Source organism: Vibrio brasiliensis LMG 20546 (genome assembly GCF_000189255.1).
GTDB classification, from domain to species: domain Bacteria; phylum Pseudomonadota; class Gammaproteobacteria; order Enterobacterales; family Vibrionaceae; genus Vibrio; species Vibrio brasiliensis.
This window is the reverse complement of record NZ_AEVS01000077.1, coordinates 155538-175065: the sequence shown is the minus strand read 5'-3', so window position 1 is coordinate 175065 and position 19528 is coordinate 155538. Positions and strand designations below refer to the sequence as shown.

12 protein-coding genes are annotated in these 19528 nt (G+C 47.0%); 7 read left to right on the top strand and 5 right to left on the bottom strand.

The features are described from left to right. The first annotated feature begins 9 nt into the window (after window positions 1-9). Window positions 10-651, top strand: coding sequence for an START domain-containing protein (locus RH46_RS15110; RefSeq protein WP_040895962.1), 642 nt, complete (start codon window positions 10-12; stop codon window positions 649-651). A 47-nt stretch (window positions 652-698) separates the two neighbouring features. On the opposite strand, the gene glgB is transcribed toward RH46_RS15110, so the two are convergent. The 3 genes from glgB to RH46_RS15095 all read right to left on the bottom strand — a co-directional run bounded on the left by glgB (window position 699) and on the right by RH46_RS15095 (window position 7794). Next, window positions 699-2873 (bottom strand): 1,4-alpha-glucan branching protein GlgB, encoded by a 2175-nt coding sequence (gene glgB, locus RH46_RS15105; protein WP_006880374.1) that lies wholly within the window; start codon window positions 2871-2873, stop codon window positions 699-701. A gap of 185 nt (window positions 2874-3058) precedes the next feature. Continuing rightward, window positions 3059-5239 carry a 4-alpha-glucanotransferase gene (malQ, locus tag RH46_RS15100; RefSeq protein ID WP_006880372.1) on the bottom strand — a complete coding sequence of 727 codons (2181 nt, stop codon included), beginning with the start codon at window positions 5237-5239 and terminating at the stop codon, window positions 3059-3061. Window positions 5240-5340: 101 nt separating this feature from the next. After that, window positions 5341-7794, bottom strand: a complete 2454-nt coding sequence (locus RH46_RS15095; protein WP_006880371.1) for a glycogen/starch/alpha-glucan phosphorylase — start codon at window positions 7792-7794, stop codon at window positions 5341-5343. A 569-nt stretch (window positions 7795-8363) separates the two neighbouring features. Here RH46_RS15095 and malT point away from each other — a divergent pair. Both malT and RH46_RS15085 read left to right on the top strand, forming a co-directional pair. Further along, window positions 8364-11072 (top strand): HTH-type transcriptional regulator MalT, encoded by a 2709-nt coding sequence (malT, locus tag RH46_RS15090; protein WP_006880370.1) that lies wholly within the window; start codon window positions 8364-8366, stop codon window positions 11070-11072. Between the two features lie 185 nt (window positions 11073-11257). Continuing rightward, on the top strand, window positions 11258-14149 hold the full coding sequence (locus tag RH46_RS15085) for an alkaline phosphatase family protein (protein WP_006880369.1): 2892 nt from the start codon (window positions 11258-11260) through the stop codon (window positions 14147-14149). 71 nt (window positions 14150-14220) lie between these two features. On the opposite strand, the gene RH46_RS15080 is transcribed toward RH46_RS15085, so the two are convergent. After that, window positions 14221-14577: a YibL family ribosome-associated protein gene (locus tag RH46_RS15080; RefSeq protein WP_006880368.1), complete on the bottom strand. Its 357-nt coding sequence runs from the start codon at window positions 14575-14577 to the stop codon at window positions 14221-14223. A gap of 226 nt (window positions 14578-14803) precedes the next feature. Here RH46_RS15080 and RH46_RS15075 point away from each other — a divergent pair, with 226 nt between their 5' ends. The 3 genes from RH46_RS15075 (at window position 14804) to RH46_RS15065 (ending at window position 17855) form a co-directional block, all read left to right on the top strand. Then, a complete protein-coding gene (locus tag RH46_RS15075; RefSeq protein ID WP_006880367.1) occupies window positions 14804-15574 on the top strand; it encodes a DUF4344 domain-containing metallopeptidase in 771 nt (256 codons plus the stop codon). A 35-nt stretch (window positions 15575-15609) separates the two neighbouring features. After that, window positions 15610-15996 carry a thiol-disulfide oxidoreductase DCC family protein gene (locus RH46_RS15070; protein ID WP_006880366.1) on the top strand — a complete coding sequence of 129 codons (387 nt, stop codon included), beginning with the start codon at window positions 15610-15612 and terminating at the stop codon, window positions 15994-15996. 197 nt (window positions 15997-16193) lie between these two features. Then, a complete protein-coding gene (locus RH46_RS15065) occupies window positions 16194-17855 on the top strand; it encodes a methyl-accepting chemotaxis protein (protein ID WP_006880365.1) in 1662 nt (553 codons plus the stop codon). 66 nt (window positions 17856-17921) lie between these two features. Here the strand turns inward: RH46_RS15065 and RH46_RS15060 are convergent, their stop codons facing one another. Next, window positions 17922-18488, bottom strand: a complete 567-nt coding sequence (locus tag RH46_RS15060; protein ID WP_006880364.1) for a P-loop NTPase family protein — start codon at window positions 18486-18488, stop codon at window positions 17922-17924. Between the two features lie 202 nt (window positions 18489-18690). Here RH46_RS15060 and RH46_RS15055 point away from each other — a divergent pair, with 202 nt between their 5' ends. Next, a complete protein-coding gene (locus tag RH46_RS15055) occupies window positions 18691-19422 on the top strand; it encodes a GntR family transcriptional regulator (protein WP_006880363.1) in 732 nt (243 codons plus the stop codon). The last annotated feature ends 106 nt before the right edge of the window (window positions 19423-19528 follow it).

Genomic DNA, 19528 nt, shown 5'->3' with positions numbered 1-19528 from the left:
AGTAACGTAATGACATGCTTAAGGAAAAGCCTCATTTTTGTCCTGTTGACGCTATCAGGCATAGGTTATTGCCAAGCCTCAACCCATTGGCAATTTGAAGGTGACAAAGACGGAATCACTATCTTCTCCCGTCATCATAGTGATGGGCTGGTAGAAATTCGCGCACGTATGTTTGCGCCAACCAGTTATGTGGCTTTCCTTACTCTGCTAGAAGATACAGAGAATGTGCCTAACTGGATCGATAACGTCAGTCATAGCCGGGTATTACGTCAGATCTCTTCTAACGAAAACATCGTCTATACTCAGTTCTCCGCCCCCTGGCCCGCCAAAGACCGTGATATGGTGACCTACTCAAAATATAGCGTTGATGAGATTGGCTTCACCCTCAAAATAGAAGACGCCCCAAAAACCACATTAGCTGAGCAAGAAGGTTATATTCGTATTAGCCAGGTAAAGGCAACATGGACGCTACAGAAACTCACTAACGGCATGACCTTGATTGAATACACTGCCTTCGCTAACCCCGGCGGTGCCCTGCCTGACTGGCTGGTTAATAAACTTGCTAAAGAGAGCGCACGCAGCACCTTTGAAGGACTCAGAATCCAGTTGCCTCGCTACCAAGACGACTCTAAACCCGATCTGCTTGAATAAAAAAGGGCCAGCCGTTGAGGCTGACCCTTTCATCACTCTTATCGAGACTATTTGAATTTATAGAAAACGGTCGCCAGCGGAGGCAGACGCAGTGAAACAGATTGTGCCAATCCTTCACTTTCTACCGCCTCAGTCGCTACCTGCTGTTCAACTGAATAATCACTACCATGGTATTTAGCGCTATCAGTATTGAGCAGCAATTCATATTCACCCGCCAAAGGTACGCCTAGTCTGAAGTTGTCATGAGGGACAGGCGTGAAGTTACTGATCACCAGAATTCTCTCACCATTATCACTCAAACGTTCATGCGCCAGAATCGACGCTTCTGCTGCGTCTTGTAAGCGCCACTCAAAACCGCGAGGTTCACAATCGAGTTCGTACATCGCACGCTCACTCGTGTAGAGCTTATTCAGATCTCTGGTCAGACTCTGAACACCCTGATGGCGTTCAAACTCCAGTAAGAACCACTGTAACTGGTCATCATGATTCCATTCAGCAGTCTGGCCAATCTCAGCCCCCATAAAGTTGAGTTTCTTACCCGGCTGAGCATACATATAACCCAGATAAGCGCGCAGGTTTGCCGTCTGCTGCCATTCATCACCCGGCATTTTGTTGTGGATAGAGCCCTTACCGTAAACCACTTCATCGTGTGATAAAGAGAGGACGTAGTTTTCGCTATGTGCGTAAACCAGCGGGAAAGTGATGGTATCGTGATGATATTTGCGATGTACCGGATCTTCCTGAATATAGGACAGCGAGTCATGCATCCAGCCCATATTCCACTTAAAGCCGAAGCCCAGTCCGCCCATAAAGGTTGGCGCAGAAACACCAGGGAAAGCGGTCGATTCTTCAGCAATGGTCATTGCATTCGGGAAGTGTTTGTAAACTTCTTCGTTCATCCACTTAAGGGTTGCGATAGCATCGTAGTTTTCGTTACCACCATCGACATTTGGAATCCATTGATCGTGACTGCGCGAGTAGTCGAGATATAGCATTGAAGCCACCGCATCAACGCGAATACCGTCAATATGGAATTGTTCAAACCAGTAAAGCGCGTTAGACACAAGGAAACGGCGAACATGCTCACGACCAAGATCGTAGATGTACGAGTTCCAATCCTGATGCCAGCCACGACGTGGATCTGGATCATGGAACAGTGGCGTACCATCAAAATTAGCTAAGCCGTGATCGTCAGATGGGAAGTGCGCTGGAACCCAGTCGAGTACTACGCCAAGACCGGCCTGGTGACACTGGTCAACAAAATATTTGAAGTCATCTGGTGAACCAAATCGGCTGGTCGGAGCAAACAAACCTACCGGCTGATAGCCCCAAGAACCATAGAACGGATGCTCAGAAACAGGCATCAGTTCAACATGGGTGTAGCCCATATCGACCAGATAAGGAATCAACTGCTCTGCCAGTTCGCGGTAGTTAAGGAAATCACCATCAGCATTACGACGCCAGGAGCCAGCGTGTAATTCATAAAACGACAATGCCTGCTTGCGTTTTTCCGTCACTTCACGCTCTTGCCATGTTTTATCATTCCACTGATAACGGCTGTGGTCATAAGTCACAGAAGCAAAAGATGGATATTGTTCAGAGTATGCGCCCCAAGGGTCCGCTTTATGCGGTAAGCCTTCACCATTAGGACCTTTTAATTCGAACTTGTACTGTGTGCCTTCAGCAAGGTTTGGAATGAAGATACCCCAGATACCATAGTCGAGACGCTGCATTGGCGTGCGACGACCATCCCATTGGTTGAACTCACCGACTAAGCTACAAGCTGAAGCGTGCGGTGCATAAACCAGAAAGCGGATACCGGAGATCTGTTTGCCATCACGCTCCAGATTCATGAACTGAGCACCCATGTGCTTGTACATCTCTTTTGGTGTGTGAAGATCGTCGTACTCGGCGTAGATATTGTGGTACTGGTATGGATCATCGATCAGCTGCTCAGTTCCATCCCAGTCAACAGCCAATAGGTAATGGCTAAACTGCAGATCCCGCTCTTGCTTAAGGATAAAACCCGACGCATCTTCACGCTCAAGTTCGATGCGCTGGTCATCGATAACTAACTCAACTTTATCTGCACCCGGCATCCAAACACGTAATGCACCTTGCTCGCCAAGAAATGGACCGATAAAGGAAAACGGGTCAGAAAACGTCGCATGTGAAAGTTGGTTATATATCTTTGTCGCCTTATCTAACGTTGTTGTTTTCAAGTTATTCTCTCCCTAACCTAACTTTCTTAATTCGAATGAGTTTGGCTGAAATATAAAGGGGTTCTATGACCCAAAAAGCCCGCTAGGTAGCGGGCTTAATTAGCGTTATAACAGTGTAACGAATTCAAGATTTACATAGAGTGACCTGACCGAGAAATTTTCCATGTATACCTTGTAACTCCGCCTTATTTACTCACTTTCGCGCGAACTTCGCTTAGCTTGTGAGCAATACGATTCACCCCTTCCTGAGCAAAGACTTCATCAAGGTTCATCGACAGTTTACGACGCCAGTTAGGGTACTCATCCACAGTGCCCGGAATGTTTACCGGTTTGTCCATTTCCAGCCAGTCTTCCAACTGAACACTCAGTAATGTTGAAGAGCCAGCAGCAACGTGAAGTTGCAGAGCTTCAGCTAAGTATGAGTCCATCGGAACATACTGAGCATCACGACCAACACCTTCAGGCAGGTAACCGTGCCATGCAACTGAATCAAGGATGCCTTGTTTACATTCCAGACGGCTTGCGAACAGCCCCTCTAGTTGCTTAGCATCAGGGTACAGACCAAGCTCTTGACCCATTTTCAGGTCATCACAATGCCAGAAACCACGTAGGGTCGGCATATCGTGCGTACATAGTGCAGACATTGACTGCTCTGCGTAATGTGCCGGAGAAATAAAGCCGCCATCTTCTTCTGACGTTTCGAAGAAGAATACCTTGTATGAGTGAACACCTGCATCACGAAGAATCTCAACGATCTCATCTGGTACCGTACCCAAGTCTTCACCAATAACACTACATTGGTGACGGTGTGATTCCAGAGCAAGAATTGCCAACATATCTTCTACCGGGTAGTAGATGTAAGCACCCTGAGTCGCAGATTCACCTTTAGGGATCCACCACAAACGTAGCAAACCTAATACATGGTCAATACGCAGTGCACCACAATGCTTCATGTTAGCGCGCAGTAACTTGATGTATGCATCGTAGCCTGTCGCCTGCAGCACTTGCGGGTTAAATGGAGGAAGACCCCAGTTCTGACCCAGAGGGCCAAGAATATCTGGTGGAGCACCAATGCTCGCATCCATTACCAGGTTGCCTTCATCAGCCCAGGTTTCTGAACCTGAGTCAGCAACACCAACCGCAAGGTCACGGTACAGACCTACTGACATCCCTTTCTCTTCAGCCAGAGCCTGAGCTTCTTTGATTTGAATGTCCGCTACCCATTGCAGGTACATGTACAGGTGCACCTGATCCTGATTCTTCTCAATAAAATCCTGAACTGCGCGATTTTCAAACTTACGTAGCTCTTCAGGGAATACAGGCCAGCCCCAAATGTTTGAATCTTTAGCATGCAGTTCCGCATGCAGCGCATCAAATGCTGCCTGATGAACCAGGCTTTCACCGCCCTCTTCAACAAAGTCGAGGAATGCTTGTGCACGTTCACTGTTTTTATCCAGATGACGTTTTTTGAACTCAGCAAACAGCGTAGGTAATACGCTCATTTTCAGGTTAGAAACTTCACTGTAGTTAACCCAATGTGATTCACGCGCTTTTTGCAGACGTTGCTGGAATTCAGCACTGCCCACTTTTTGCTGAGCTTCGATGCTAAGTGAGAACTCAGGAACCGAACTTACATCAATGTACATGATGTTCAGCCAGCGACGTGAAGACGGGCTGTACGGGCTCGCACCTTCAGGGTTAGCCGGGAACAGTGAATGAATCGGGTTAAGACCGACAAAGTCACCACCGCGTGATGAAATGTCTGCCACCAGTTGCTTCAGATCACCGAAGTCACCGATACCCCAGTTGTGCTGAGTACGCAGGGTGTAAAGCTGAACACTCGGTCCCCACATTTTCTTGCCATTGACGATAGCATCTTGCTTGTAACACGCTTTTGGCGTCACGATTAACGTCATCTCATACGGTGCTTTACGGCGCTTACGAGAAATCGTCAGTTTGTGATAGCCCCAAGCAATATCACTTGGTAATGCAAACACTAAAGGGCCACCCTCTTTGCGCTCATCGCGAACGATTTGCGACTGAAGATAGCCTTCAAGTACCTCTCCTTGCTCTGTATCCAGACGCCAGCTGAACTCGCTTTCACGAGCACTTGCACCCAGGTTAAGCGCAACTTCAATTGGCTCTCCGTCACGAACAACCAGGACGGGATCCAGTACATCTTGCTTGTGTTTTTTCTCTGCTGATTTTAGAAGAGTTTCATCATTGGTTGTGTCATAGCCTAAAGACGCGAGTAAGCGACGAATTGTCTCGTCTGCAACTTTTGCTTCATCTCCCCACGCGCTAACGTAGCTGTCGGCAATTCTCGCCATTTCAGCGACTTGTTTTAATGCGTTATCTTGTTTCATCGCTCTCTCCGAAGGACTGCTTATACCTTCAAAATGTAGGGTTTATTAAATCGTTATAAAGAGTAGAGCCAAGGCGCTAGGCCTTGGCTTTTATGGTTCAATTAGCGCGATACCGCTTCTAATTTCCAAATGTTATTGACGTAATCTCGAATCGAACGGTCTGAGGTGAATTTACCCACCAAGGCCGTGTTCAGGATTGCTTTCTTAGCCCAGCCAGCCTGGTCTTTGTACTGTTTACCCATCGCTTCATGAGCCTGAACATACGCAGCGAAGTCCGCCAGACATAGGTATGGGTCACCGCCATCAAGCAGGCTGTCGTACGTAGCACGTAGCAGACCCGGTTTACCCGGTGTGAACTCTTCGCCCACTAGCAGATCAAGTGATGCTTTCAGTAGCGGGTCCGCGTGGTAGTAATCGTAAGGGTTGTAACCCGCAGCCTTAGTCGCTACTACTTGGTCTACTTCCAGACCGAAGATGTAGATATTGTCGTCACCCACTTCTTCGCGGATTTCAACGTTCGCACCATCCATAGTACCGATAGTCAGTGCACCGTTAAGTGCCATCTTCATGTTACCTGTACCAGATGCTTCTTTACCTGCTAGTGAAATCTGCTGAGATACATCCGCAGCTGGGATAATGATTTCAGCCATGCTGACACGGTAGTCAGGAATGAAGACAACTTTCAGTTTATCGCCAATGCGTGGATCGTTGTTGATCTTCTCAGCAATCTTGTTGATAGCAAAGATGATTTCTTTCGCCAGGTGGTAACCCGGTGCTGCTTTCGCTGCGAAGAATGCAACACGTGGCGTGCATTCGAAATCAGGTTCGTTAATGATGCGGTGGTACAGAGACAAGATGTGTAGTAGATCCAGATGCTGACGCTTGTACTCATGCAGACGCTTGATTTGTACGTCAAAGATCGCATTGGTATCAAGCTCGATGCCCATGTTGTCTTTAACCCACTTCGCCAAACGTTCTTTGTTCTGTTTCTTAACAGCCATGAACTCTTTCTGGAATTTTGCGTCAGTAGCGTACTGAGCAATACCTTCTAGCTGTTCCAGTTTCGCAGGCCACTCGCTGCCAATCTTATCCGTGATAAGTTGAGACAGACCCGGGTTACAGAACTTCAGCCAACGACGTGGAGTGATACCGTTTGTCACGTTATGTAGACGAGTTGGGTACATTTCGTGGAACTCAGGGAAAAGATCTTTCTTAACCAGTTCTGAGTGCAGAGCAGCAACACCGTTTACTGCGTATGAACCAATCACACATAGGTTTGCCATGCGGACCATACGGTGGAAACCTTCTTGGATGATAGACAGCTTAGCTTGCTTCTCACCATCACCTGGCCACATTGCACGAACTTCTTGTAGGAAGCGGTGGTTGATCTCAAAGATGATTTCCATGTGACGTGGAAGCAGACGCTGGATCAAAGACTCAGGCCAGGTTTCCAGTGCTTCTGGAAGTAGCGTGTGGTTAGTGTAAGCAAAAGTCTGTGAGCTGATTTCCCACGCTTTATCCCAAGACAGTCCCTTCTCATCAAGAAGAATACGCATCAGTTCAGGGATAGCGATTGTTGGGTGAGTATCGTTAAGCTGAATTGTTTCTTGCTTAGGCAGATCCGCCAGTGCAAAACCCGCTTGCTCATGACGACGTAGAATGTCACGAACTGAAGCTGCAGAGTGGAAGTACTGCTGCATTAGACGCAGAGTCTTACCTTTCTCGTGGTTGTCATTCGGGTAAAGAACTTTGGTAATGTTACCTGCATCGATTAGTGCGTGTTGCGCTTCGAAGTAGTCACCATTGTTGAAGCTCTCTAGTGAGAACGGTGCAATCGCCTGACATTCCCAGAGACGTAGTGGGTAAACAGTGTCTGACTCGTAACCAACAATTGGCAGATCCCAAGGCATCGCTTTTACTGCCATACCTGGTACCCATTTACGTACTTCTTTGCCGTTTTCGTGGCTCACTTCTACGTGACCATAAAAACCGATTTCTTGTGCCAGTTCAGGACGAGCTACTTCCCATGGGTAGCCTTCAACACCGCGCCATGCATCTGGAGCCTCTTGCTGACGGCCATCTTTAAATGATTGCTTGAACAAGCCGTATTCATAGTGAAGACCGTAACCCACTGTTGGGTACTCTTGCGCAGCACATGAATCCATAAAACATGCAGCAAGACGACCAAGACCACCGTTACCTAGTGATGGGTCGCGCTCTTCTTCAAGAAGATCTGTCAGGTTCTGACCTAACTCTTCCATTGCTACTGTGATCTGCTCGTAAAGACCCATGCTGATCAGGTTGTTACCGGTCAGACGACCAATAAGGAACTCTAATGACAAGTAGTTTACGCTTTTCGCGTTTTTGATCTTTGGATCCTGCTCAGTCTGAAGCAAATCAAAGGTGGTTAGCTCTGCTAGTGCTTTACCCATTGCTAGGTACCACTCACGCGCAGTCGCTGTTTCTACAGTTTTAGCGTAAGTCGCTGAAAGGTGTTTTTTCACATCAGCCTGGAACACTGCTTTATCAAAATTTTTCTGTTGCGTAGGTTTCATTAGAGAAATCTCACTTATTGGTTTCAATCCATCTGTGCCATATCGTGCATCGACATGTCTGGCAAAACATCCTCCTACTCCTAGCCATTTTAGGAGGAGGACAAAGGGCGTAGAGGGCGTACAACCAGTAGCTCAGTGATCCAGGTCTCATTAAGTTTTCCTAACATCACAGCTCGGGTGATTGAGATCACACCGTCAACCAATTTAGCCTATATCTGGTTTATTAAAGATACGTGTTTATAAAAATACGCAATTGATGAATATGCATACTCGATCACATTAAGTTTTAACCAATACTGCAATTTTCACGTTTTTTGGTGCAAACGTGTGTTTGAATCGCATCTAACCCAGATCCATTAAGAGACATAAATCACAAAATAGGGGCGTAGCTGCTGGCAAAGTGTGAATTGAGCGAAAAACCGGTGGTTGATCAATAACGGTAGTGATTGTTCTCAAGTAACATCCTTGCCAATAAGCTTTATTGATTAATATTTGCACAATTTAGTGTCATGCCTACGGGTAATTACGCTGCTCCACCGCTAGGTGGTAGGAATATAGGGATTAAGAAGATGTGGATTCCTTCGAAATTAACGCGTCCGGGTCGCTTGCATAACGCTATCGTACGACCAAGGGTATTAGATCTGCTTCAGCAGGCGCCATTCTATAAACTGGTACTACTACGCTCTCCAGCTGGCTATGGTAAAACCACCATGGCAGCTCAGTGGCTCTCCGACAAATCTCATGTCGGTTGGTACAGTATCGATGAGAGTGACAACGACTCGTTTCGTTTTATGAACTACCTGCTTCAGGCTCTCAATAAAGCAACCGACGGCAGCTGTCCTAATTCACAAAAGCTTGCCGAAAAGCGTCAATTCTCCTCACTTCACTCCCTGTTCGGCGAAGTTTTCACTGAAATGTCCAATTTCCATCAGGAATGCTATCTGGTACTGGACGACTATCACCTGATTTCTGATGACGAAATTCACGAAGCTATGCGCTTTTTCCTCAAGCATATGCCAGACAACCTGACACTGGTTGTGACCAGTCGTGCTGCGCCACCTTTGGGCACTGCTAACCTGCGCGTTCGTGACCTGATGATCGAAATTGGCGACGAGATGCTGGCATTTGATACAGAAGAAACAACGCGATTCTTCAATCAGCGCATCGCCGATGGTATTGATGACACCACCGCGACTAACCTGCGTAACTATGTTGAGGGCTGGCCTTCAGCACTTCAGTTGATCGCTCTGCAAGCTCAGCATCAACACAAAACTCTCGCTCAATCCGCGGAATCTTTCTCGCAGTTCAATCACGCTCATCTTTGGGATTACCTGATCGAAGAAGTGTTCGACCTGTTAGATACTGAGACCCGCCAGTTCTTGCTGCAGTGTTCCGTCCTTGATCATTTTAATGATCAGCTAGTGTCTGAACTGACTCAGCGAGAAGACGCGTTGAGTATGATCGAATCCCTCAACCGATTCGGCCTGTTTATTCACCCTCTTGAGGGAGAGCAAAACTGGTACCGCTTCCACAACCTGTTTGCCGAGTTCCTTGCTCACGAACGCAGTGCGAGGATTCCTCAGCAAGAGAAACAACTGCACCATGCGGCAGCCAAGGCGTGGTTAAAACTCTCTTCGCCACATCAGGCTCTGCGTCATGCTCAGGAAGCAAAAGACAGTCAATTGACCGCTGATATCCTGACTCAGTATGGCTGGAAGATGTTTAATGGTGGTGAGCTACAAACGCTGGAAAAGGCGATTAACTCACTCACCGTAGAACAGCTCTACAGCGAGCCTAAGCTATGTATGCTTCAAGCCTGGCTGGCTCAGAGTCAACACCGCTACAACGATGTAGGTGACCTGCTGTCAAAAGCAGACCAGGAGATGAGCAAGCTGAATGTTGTTCTGAGCACCAAAGAGCAGGGTGAATTCAATGCCCTTCGCGCTCAGGTAGCCATTAACCGCAACGAACCAGAGCAAGCGCTGGAGCTTGCAGAACTGGCGCTAAGCCAACTGGATAGCACGGTCTATCGTAGCCGCATTGTTGCGACTTCGGTTGTGGGTGAAGTAAACCACGTTCTCGGTCATCTAAGTCGTGCCCTGCCGATGATGCAGCAGACTGAGAAACTCGCGCGCCAGTATCAGGTCTACCATCAAGCGCTTTGGGCAATGCTTCAGCAGAGTGAGATTCTTATTGCTCAGGGTTATGTACAGGCAGCGTATGAAGTTCAGGATAACGCCTTCAAACTGATTGAAGAGCAGCAACTGCAACAGGTTCCGCTGCACGAATTCTTACTTCGTGTTCGCGCTCAAATCCTTTGGTGCTGGAACCGTCTTGATGAAGCTGAAGAGTGTGCCTATAAAGGTCTGGATATCCTTGGTAACCACAGCCCGAGTAAGCACTTACATAGCTACTCAATGCTGGCACGTATCGCGATTGGCCGAGGCGAGCTGGATAAGGCAGGTAAGTTTATCGAGCAGATTGTTCACTTACTCAAACAATCTACCTATCACGTTGACTGGACTGCCAACGCCTCGCTCTCTCTGATCCTATTCTGGCAGGCTCGCGGCGATCACGAGTCAATCAAACAGTGGTTGGAAACAACGGTTAAGCCTGAACATGCATGTAACCACTTTACTCAACTTCAGTGGCGTAATATTGCGCGCGCGCAAATCATTCTCGGTCAGTATCAACAGGCGAGTGAGACGTTAGACTTCCTTCAGCAGCAGGCCGAGGAAAACGAGCTCCTTACTGATACCAATCGCAACCTGATCGTGGCTTCGGTTCTGGCTATTTCACAAGATGACGAAGAGAGTGCCCGCGATAAGTTGAAGCAGGCTCTGGCGCTAACCAATCAGACCGGAATGTTAGGTAACTTCCTGGTCGATGGCGCTAAAGTCGGTCATATCTTAGAGAAGCTGAACCACAAAAATGAGCTTGGCGATCTGGAACGTCACCGCGCACAACAGCTACTCAAAGATATCTCAACCACTCAACGCAGTAGCTCAGTTCATTTCGATGAAGAGTTTGTTGAGAAGCTGGTCAACCACCCGAATATTCCAGAGTTGGTTCGCACCAGTCCACTAACTCAACGTGAGTGGCAAGTGCTTGGTTTAATCTACTCAGGCTTCAGCAACGAACAGATTGCGCAAGAGCTGGATGTTGCAGGAACAACGATCAAAACGCACATCCGTAACTTGTACCAAAAGCTTAATATTGCTAACCGAAAAGAAGCGGTCAAAACCGCAGAAAATCTACTGCAATTGATGGGCTACTAGTCCTAAGTGTTACCAACAGCCGACTGTTTAAGTCGGCTGTTTTTGTTTGCGCATCCATCTCTCTACCAATTGATAGAGTCTCATCGCCGTAGCGCCTGTCAGCAAATCAGTCGCAGCTATGCTTGCACTCTGAACAATTAATGCCAAAATGTATCTGTCTAATGGAATGAATGAGAATAATATCAATGACTTGGTTCAAAGCGACAACTCTTTCTCTTGCCCTGGCGGGAACCCTCTCAGCTTCTAGCTTTGCCGATGTGGGCAACACACCACTTGTTGGTGGGCTGTTTAACTCATCACAAGTTCTCAAGAACCAAATCGTCAACTCACTTTCCTATTCAACTCGTTTTTCACGCGACATGGCTCTGTTCACTATCGGTGGGATGACACTCGAAACTTATCTGCTGACCTTACCGCTAGACGCGGATACTAAGGCAAGAGTGATGGGGCAGCTTGCAGACCCGACCTACTCGATTCCACTTGGCTACTTCCTGTATCAGTTTTATGACCGATATACAGGCATTGAGAGCGGCGATAAGTTCAAAGCCTATCTTGCAACTGTCTATGACCAGCAAGCCCTCAAGGGATTTGAGCATTCTCTGTTTCAACTCGATCCACAGCACCAGCCTGAAGAGAAAAAACACGCTAAAGACCAGGCGCATCAAGAAGGCTTGAAGATCGACGGCAATTTCATCGCCGCCATGGTTACTGTCTATGATGCCCTGATTCAGATTGGTGAGTGGCAGGATATGGAGTATCTTCCTGATCAGTACACCTACCTAACTGACTCAAAGGAAGATCTCGCTCTGGTGGCAAAGATTCAGCCTATTGTTGTCAACATCCTCCTCCAAACCGCCAATGGGATGGATGAAGGTGAGATGAAAAACGCCGTGCTAGCCATCGTAGCCGATGGCGAGCCTTCACGTGCGAAGGTGCCAAACAACAAAGCTCAAGCATTGACCGTCACTCTGATTGATTTTGTGCGCCTCAACGTACTTAAAGCCTATCGCCAGTTCGTCTATCAGGATGAGAGGCAACAACGCCTCAACGACTGGCTGCAAAATGCCTTTGATGATGAGCCAAAGCAGGCAATCGAGTTTCTGCAGTCTCAGCAGGAGAGACGCTTCGCTGTTCAAATTACAGTAGATGGCCTTCAGCAAGGGTTGATTGAAGGACTGGTCGACCCAAACAAGCCCTTTATCTCGCATGCCTACAGTCGCCACGTGAATCACCAACAGCTCAACTCACCGCTTGCGACGTCAAGTCCAGAGCACCAGCAAGATGTTCGCTTCTTACAGATTCTTTCTGAGCAAACTTATCGTGATCCTTACTATCTGCCCTTTTTTAAACGGCTCTATAAGCAACATACGCCTTCTATTGCCCGTGTAGGGATCTCGTCTACACCAACCATCAGCGTCCGTAACTTACCTATTATAAAAACGGGGGCGAAAGTGTCTGGCGAACAAGGGACAGGCATCCCTAATTTCCACTTTGTCGATCGCCATGAAGATCGCGCTTACTACTTCTTTGGCAATGATGCCTTACAGCTCGACCGGTTAATGCAAGCCAACAAGGTGCAAACCATGTTTGATCGCCTTGTTCACTTAAAGACCCTTAACTGCAACGCTCAGTATGATTGGAATGCTCACACCAGCTATGACGGTTTGGTCAACCTGGGTGCGGGTGAAGCACTAAGAGATTTTGGCGAGAAACGCTGTCTGAGGGAACTCGATGAGCGAGCTAAAGTGGAAACTACTCTCACCAAGCTGCGTCAGTCTCTGATTGATAACATTCAAGCTTATCAGCAGATCCCCGGGTGGGACTTCTATACCAAGCTGACACGTAAATGGAAGATAGAACAAGATATCTCCGCCTACAGCAAATTAGATAGTCAGGGCATGCCTGACTTTACCTTAATCTACAACCCTTGGCCTGATCACTTCGCGCACTTTGTCGGTCCATTCAGTGATGAAATCATTATGCCAAGTGGCGAACTCAACCGACTGGATTACTGGATCAGCCGAGTTGAACAAAGCTACAAAGAGGCTGGCATCTATGACCAGACGCTTTGGGGAATGGCTGGAGACCATGGTCTGGCGCCAGTTTACTATACTCTCAATCCTGAAAAGGTCATCTTTGAACCGCTAGAGGATAAATTAGGCTATCCATTAGTCATTAAGAAAATCTCTTCTGACGAAGGTGAAGGGCCGAAAATTACTAATGCTTTAAACTACCCGAGTAATAAAGGTACCGATGTTGTGGTTGCTTCAACTGCGGGCGGAAACTTTATGTTTGACCTGTTTAACTCCGGTCAGGGCTGGACTACTCAACCTGTCTATCAAGAGCTCACAAACTGGCAGCCTATCCATGCACAACAAGGGCAGACTGTCGACATTATTGCTCAGTCACTTAACTATCTGGGTGATTCATTGGATTATATGGTCGTTCGTGAACAAGGGTGTAATGAAGAGCAGTGCCAAATCCGACTGGTTGCAACTCGTGATGGTGCAAGATACGACGAGCAAGTCATCAAACAAGGCGATCGCTACTACTACGGTGCAATTCAAGGCGACCACACCAGAGTTCAACTTCTTGAGGCGAAATCCCTCAACCCTTATCTCTCAACACCAAATGATATTGACCTACAGCGCTTCGCAAATCTGATCGATAAATGTCTCGACCGCGCGAGTCCAACCGATAGTCAAACCTGGTGTAACGCGCAGCAGTGGCGAGAGCTGACTCAGTATACCCCTAAGCCGGACTCTGTCGTTCAGCTGGCCCAGCTTTACGCAGAAGACAGGGCGGGAACCATTAACCTGTTTCCACGAGAAGGCATTGGCTATAACACTAAGGTTCCCGGGCGACATGCAGGTGAAAGCTACTTAGAGAAAGATGCCTTCATAGGCTTTTGGGGAACCCCGATTGGCGATGCAGCAACACCTCTACAATCAGAGGCTAACGGTTCTTTAGCACCGACCTTGTTTGAGTATTTAACTGGCGAGCAGGTTGTCGAAGGCGAAAATGGCTGGGGGTTCCCGTCTCTACTCGACAAACTTGATATTACATCCGCTCGTTAACGGTAAAAAAGCGTTCGCACATAAACTAAAAAAGCGCCATCAGGCGCTTTTTTATTGGATTCATTGAAGTATTAGAACTTCTTCGGTGCGTAACCTGTCATCACTTGGATTCGTAGCTCTTTACCCAGTTTAGTCATTGGGTGAACCACAACCAGGCCTTTCACTGATTTCTTCAGCTTGCCCATATCTGCCTGTTCTGCTTTCGTGATTTCACGAGAGAATGGCATATCCAGTAAGCTCTTACGCTCTTTGTTGATGTCGTATTGCTGCTTGTGCTTCATTGAGCTTACTTTCTTGTTCAGCTTTTCGATTTCATCAGTAAACTTCGAAATCATTTCCTGATCGCCACGGCCTTTCGCTGCATCCAGTTTACGATGACAAGCATCTAGACGGTTATGTAGGTTTTGCAGTTCTTTCTTTAGGCTCATGGTTGTTTATCTCATCGAAACAGAAAAGGGCGGCGAGTGTAGCATAAGCCTCACCCTGAGCCCTAATTATAATCACTGATTTTAATTTTCATCTTGGCAATAACGCGCTTTTTCAACCGATTTTATCATCGGTATCAAACAGCTCTTCGCTAACAGCAGCTAAGAGGTCATTTTTATGTCACTATTAAGGAGGTTTATATAACTCACACAGTAATAAGGATTTGTTATGTTTTTGCGGGTATTGCTTCCTTCGCTACTGCTGTCAGCCAGCGCTTTTGCTGATTCAGACAGTGTCGTTATTCGCTATCTTGAACCACAAAATCAGGTTGAGAAAACGGCTAAGTCTGATATTGAACAGAGCGGCGTAAACCAAACCTTGGTTGATCTTTCTGAGAGCCTTTTTCCTTTTAGAAAAACCTTAACCATTGAGTATGGTGGCGACCAAGGTCCTCTTTACGATCCTGAGCTACATCAGGTACAGATGCCGTATGAGTTCTACCAGCAGGCTCTGGATTACTTTAAGAAAAATGAATACGACAAGAAGTATGGTAAGAGCGCGCAAGCAGGAGCCATTGATACCGTGCTGCACACCCTACTGCATGAAGCAGGACACGCCTACATTGCCGATCAGAACATCCCTATTCTCGGTAAAGAGGAAGATGCCGTCGATAATTTTGCAGCGCTGATGATGATTGAGTACGTCGAGAACGGTGAAGACGCCGCGATCAGTGCCGCAGATATGTTTGCCTTTGAATCGGAAGATCGTCCCGACTATTACGATTTTGGCGAGTACATTGATGAACACAGCTTTGACCTGCAACGCTACTTCTCAACCCTGTGCCTGGTATACGGAAGTAACCCGGAGAAACATAAAGGTCTGCTCGATGAAGTAGAGAATGACTACCTGGCCGATCGAAAAGACTTCTGTATTTATCAGTATCAAACTGTGGCGCAAAACTGGCACAGCTACCTAAATGTAGAGACGACTGATCAGTAATGATTGCCTAAGCGTAGAAAGTGAGAGGTATAACTATGACTAAACTAACCATTTTCTACGATGGCCGTTGTCCACTATGCGTTATGGAGATGAGTAAACTCTCTCTCCATGACCATGATAGGGCTTTAAAACTGGTCGATATTCAACAACCAGAAATCGAGAATTATCCTTCAATTGATCCACTCAAAGCATCTCAAATTCTGCATGCAATAGATGATCAGCAGACTTTGCTGTTGGGCTTAGACGTCACCTATCGTGCCTGGACGCTAGTTGGTAAAGGCTGGATCTACGCTCCCCTCCGTTGGCCTAGTATTCGCCTGTTCGCTGACTCTATTTATATCAGCTTTGCCCGCAATCGATACCGTTGGTCTAAGTGGTTGACAGGAAAGAGTTACTGCGACAACGGTCAATGTTCTCGATAGATTGTACTAATGTCTAATAACTAGTGTCAGCAAACACCTCAAGATTCACAGTCCTGAGCCGATAAATTGGCTAATCTTATAAGATAAACTTTTGGTCTACACGCATGATTCCAATAACCAGGCTCTTTATCTGAGTGAACGTTACATACGCTCGCTTAAAGATAAGGACGCTATTATTACTAAAACAGGATGTTTGTATGAGTCTTACAATTCGTAGCCGCTTATATATTTTGGCACTGGTTCCGCTGCTAGTTATCGCATTAGGTATGCTTAGCTTTACCTATATGAAAACCACTGAACTGAATGAACAACAAATTGAGGTTACTCGCGCTAATTTAATGAACATGAAGAAGGCAGAGTTGAGGAACTACCTTCAAATGGCTAAATCAGCGATCGAACCTTTCCTCGAAAAAGGGGCAACTCTTGAAGAGGCTTACCCAACCCTGAAAACTCTCGAGTACGGCAAATCAGGATACGTATTTGGTTACGATTCTAAAGGCATCCGCAGAGTTCAAGGTAAAAGTGAGAAAGGGATTGGCGAGAACTTCTGGAACCTGCAGGACAAACAGGGCAACTACCTGATCCAAGACCTGATCCGCAATGCCAAGACAGGTGAGTTCACCACCTACTACTTCCCTAAACCTGGTCAAACCCAACCACTTCCAAAGCTGAGTTACTCAATCTTCATTCCTGAATGGGATCTAATGCTTGGCACTGGTTTCTACACTGATGACATTGATGCAATCATTGCCGATATGGAAGACGCTACGATTAGCGCCCTGCAGACAACCTTGTCTGCTATCGTCATTTTCTGTTTAGTGATTGCTGGTATCGTTGCGGTATTCGCTGTTGCTGTTAACCGCACAATCATGAAACCACTAGAGATGTTTGACGACTCCATCAGCTCATTTGCCAGCGGTGACGCTGACCTTACCGCTCGTATGGATGATTTCAAAGCGCCAGAGTTTGCTAAACTCAGCAGCAACTTTAACGCCTTTGTTTCCAGCCTGCAGACGATTATTGCCAGCGTTAGCGATGTTGGTCAGCAGGTGGTATCCGAAACCAACAATATGTCACAACGTGCTGCTAAAGTAGATGAACTTGCTTCAGGGCAACGTGAAGAGACTGAGCAGGTCGCAACGGCAATGACAGAAATGACCACCACTGCGAGTGAGATTTCTAACAATGCCAGTCAGGCAGCATCATCAGCGAAAGAAGCCGATGACAATGCTAAAGAGGCGCAGCAGATCGTTAACTCCGCAGCCCAGTCTGTCGAAGCCCTGGCTGAAGAAGTCTCTCAAGCCAACGGTGTTATCTCTCGTCTGGAAGGCGATGTACAAAACATCTCCTCATCTCTTGAAGTCATTCAGGATATCGCTGAGCAAACTAACTTGCTTGCACTAAACGCTGCTATCGAGGCCGCACGTGCTGGTGAACAAGGACGAGGCTTCGCAGTCGTTGCAGACGAAGTTCGTAAACTTGCCAGCCGTACTCAGGATAGTACTGGCGAAATTCACCAAATGATCGAGCAGCTTAAAGCCGCTTCTGACGATGCAGTGAAAGCGATGGAATCGAGCCAGAAACGCGGGGCAAGCACGGTTGATGAAGCCAATGCTGCAGCGCAAGCCCTGATTCAGATCCAGGAGTCTATTGGTACCATCATGGATATGAACTCACTGATCGCGACAGCGACAGAAGAACAGAGCTTAGTTGGTCAGGAAATTTCTCAACGCGTCGTTGTGATTTCAGATCAGAGCTCACAATCAGCCGAACTGGCTAACGAAAACCGTGCCGGTAGCCAAGAGCTCAACCACCGCGCTAACGAGCTATACGATTTGGTAGGACGCTTTAAAGTGTAACCTTCACCTCGTCACCAAAAATCTAAAGCCCGCACTTCACAGTTGCGGGCTTTTTGTTGTCAGCAATTAACATGTTTTATCTGCTGTGGAACTGCGTGTTTTTTCACTCTGCTGAGATAAAAAACGTCTGGCTTCAGCCGGACTGGTCAGTGTCACAAAGCGAATATGTCGATATTGAGGATTCTCCATATCAGCTACGTACCGAGCGCGATTGGATTGATAAGTCCTCAGTGTCCACAAAATGATCGAGTCTTTACTAAAAAATGATTTTCTCAGTGTCTCTTTGTTGCCGGTATTGGGCCATAACTCTTTACCGGATAAAGAGCGCTTTAACGCCCGGGTTACGGCATGAAACATTGTTCGCCACAACGAGTAATTAACCCAAACCACAGTGTCGACTTCACGCCACTTAATATCGCGAGTTCGATTGTAGTTTCCATCCAGTACCCAGCGCGCGCCACTCAGCTCATCTTCAAGACGAGCAAAAAACTCCTCATCACTCGATTCTTGCCAGTTTGGCTTCCAGAACAGGCGGTCCATTTCAATGTGAGGACAGTCTAGCTTACGAGCTAGTTGGGCTGAAAATGTCGACTTACCGCTACCGCTGGTTCCAACTACGTTTATTCTTTCCATCACAACCTCTATCTAGCATCTATAAACAGGCGGCGAAGTAAACCATCTTAACGATGCATTTTCAAACCCCAGACACACGATTTGTTAACAATTCCCTATACAGGCGTCACAAAGCTTTCTAAGGGAAACTAGCCACATGTATACAAAGTGAAGTATGATTGTTTTATTAGCGAAATAAATGGTTTGAGAGTGAACGCCGCTTATGGCAAATCTAAAAAATTCTGTGGCGAAAAACGTCAAGACGAAAGTCGCCGGCCAAACTCAGGATGACGTGGTTTACTGCCATATCTTTGATGCGATTCTTGAGCAGCGTCTGCCACCAGCAACAAAGCTTAACGAAGAAGCCTTAGCTGAGATTTTCAGCGTAAGCCGTACCATTATACGTCGTGCACTGCTGCGTTTATCGATGGAGCAAGTCGTTAGCATCCGCCCTAACCGTGGCGCTATGGTCTCTGCACCAACGAAAGAAGAAGCTAAGCAGATCATCAAGGCTCGCGAAGTGATGGAGCTTGCGATTACCGAACTAGCCGTCGAGCATGCGACTCCGGCCAAGATTGAAGAGTGCCGCCGTCTGGTCGAAAAAGAGAATGAAGCATTTGACAATGGTGACTATGGTAAAGGGCTGCGACTATCTGGTGAGTTCCATATAAAACTCGCGGAAATGGCCAATAACGTGCCATTACTGGCGTTCCAGCGCAGCTTAGTTTCCCAGACGTCACTGTTGATTGCTCAGTATGAGACTGGCACCCATGCCAACTGTTCCCTTGATGAGCACTCTAACCTGCTTGATGCCATTGAGTCTGGCGAACTGACCCAGGCAGTATCATTAATGCAGGAACACATTAACCATATCCGCTCTCGCCTTAACCTGGATAGCAATGCGGCTTCCAATGACTTGCATGTCGTCTTTTCGGATATCGTCAATAATCGATAGCACTCAGGTGTGATTTCACTGCTTTTACAAACCCGACTTCTGGTCGGGTTTTTGCTGCCCCTCATCAAGATTGTACACAAATAAAAATACAATATTAAAAATCTTT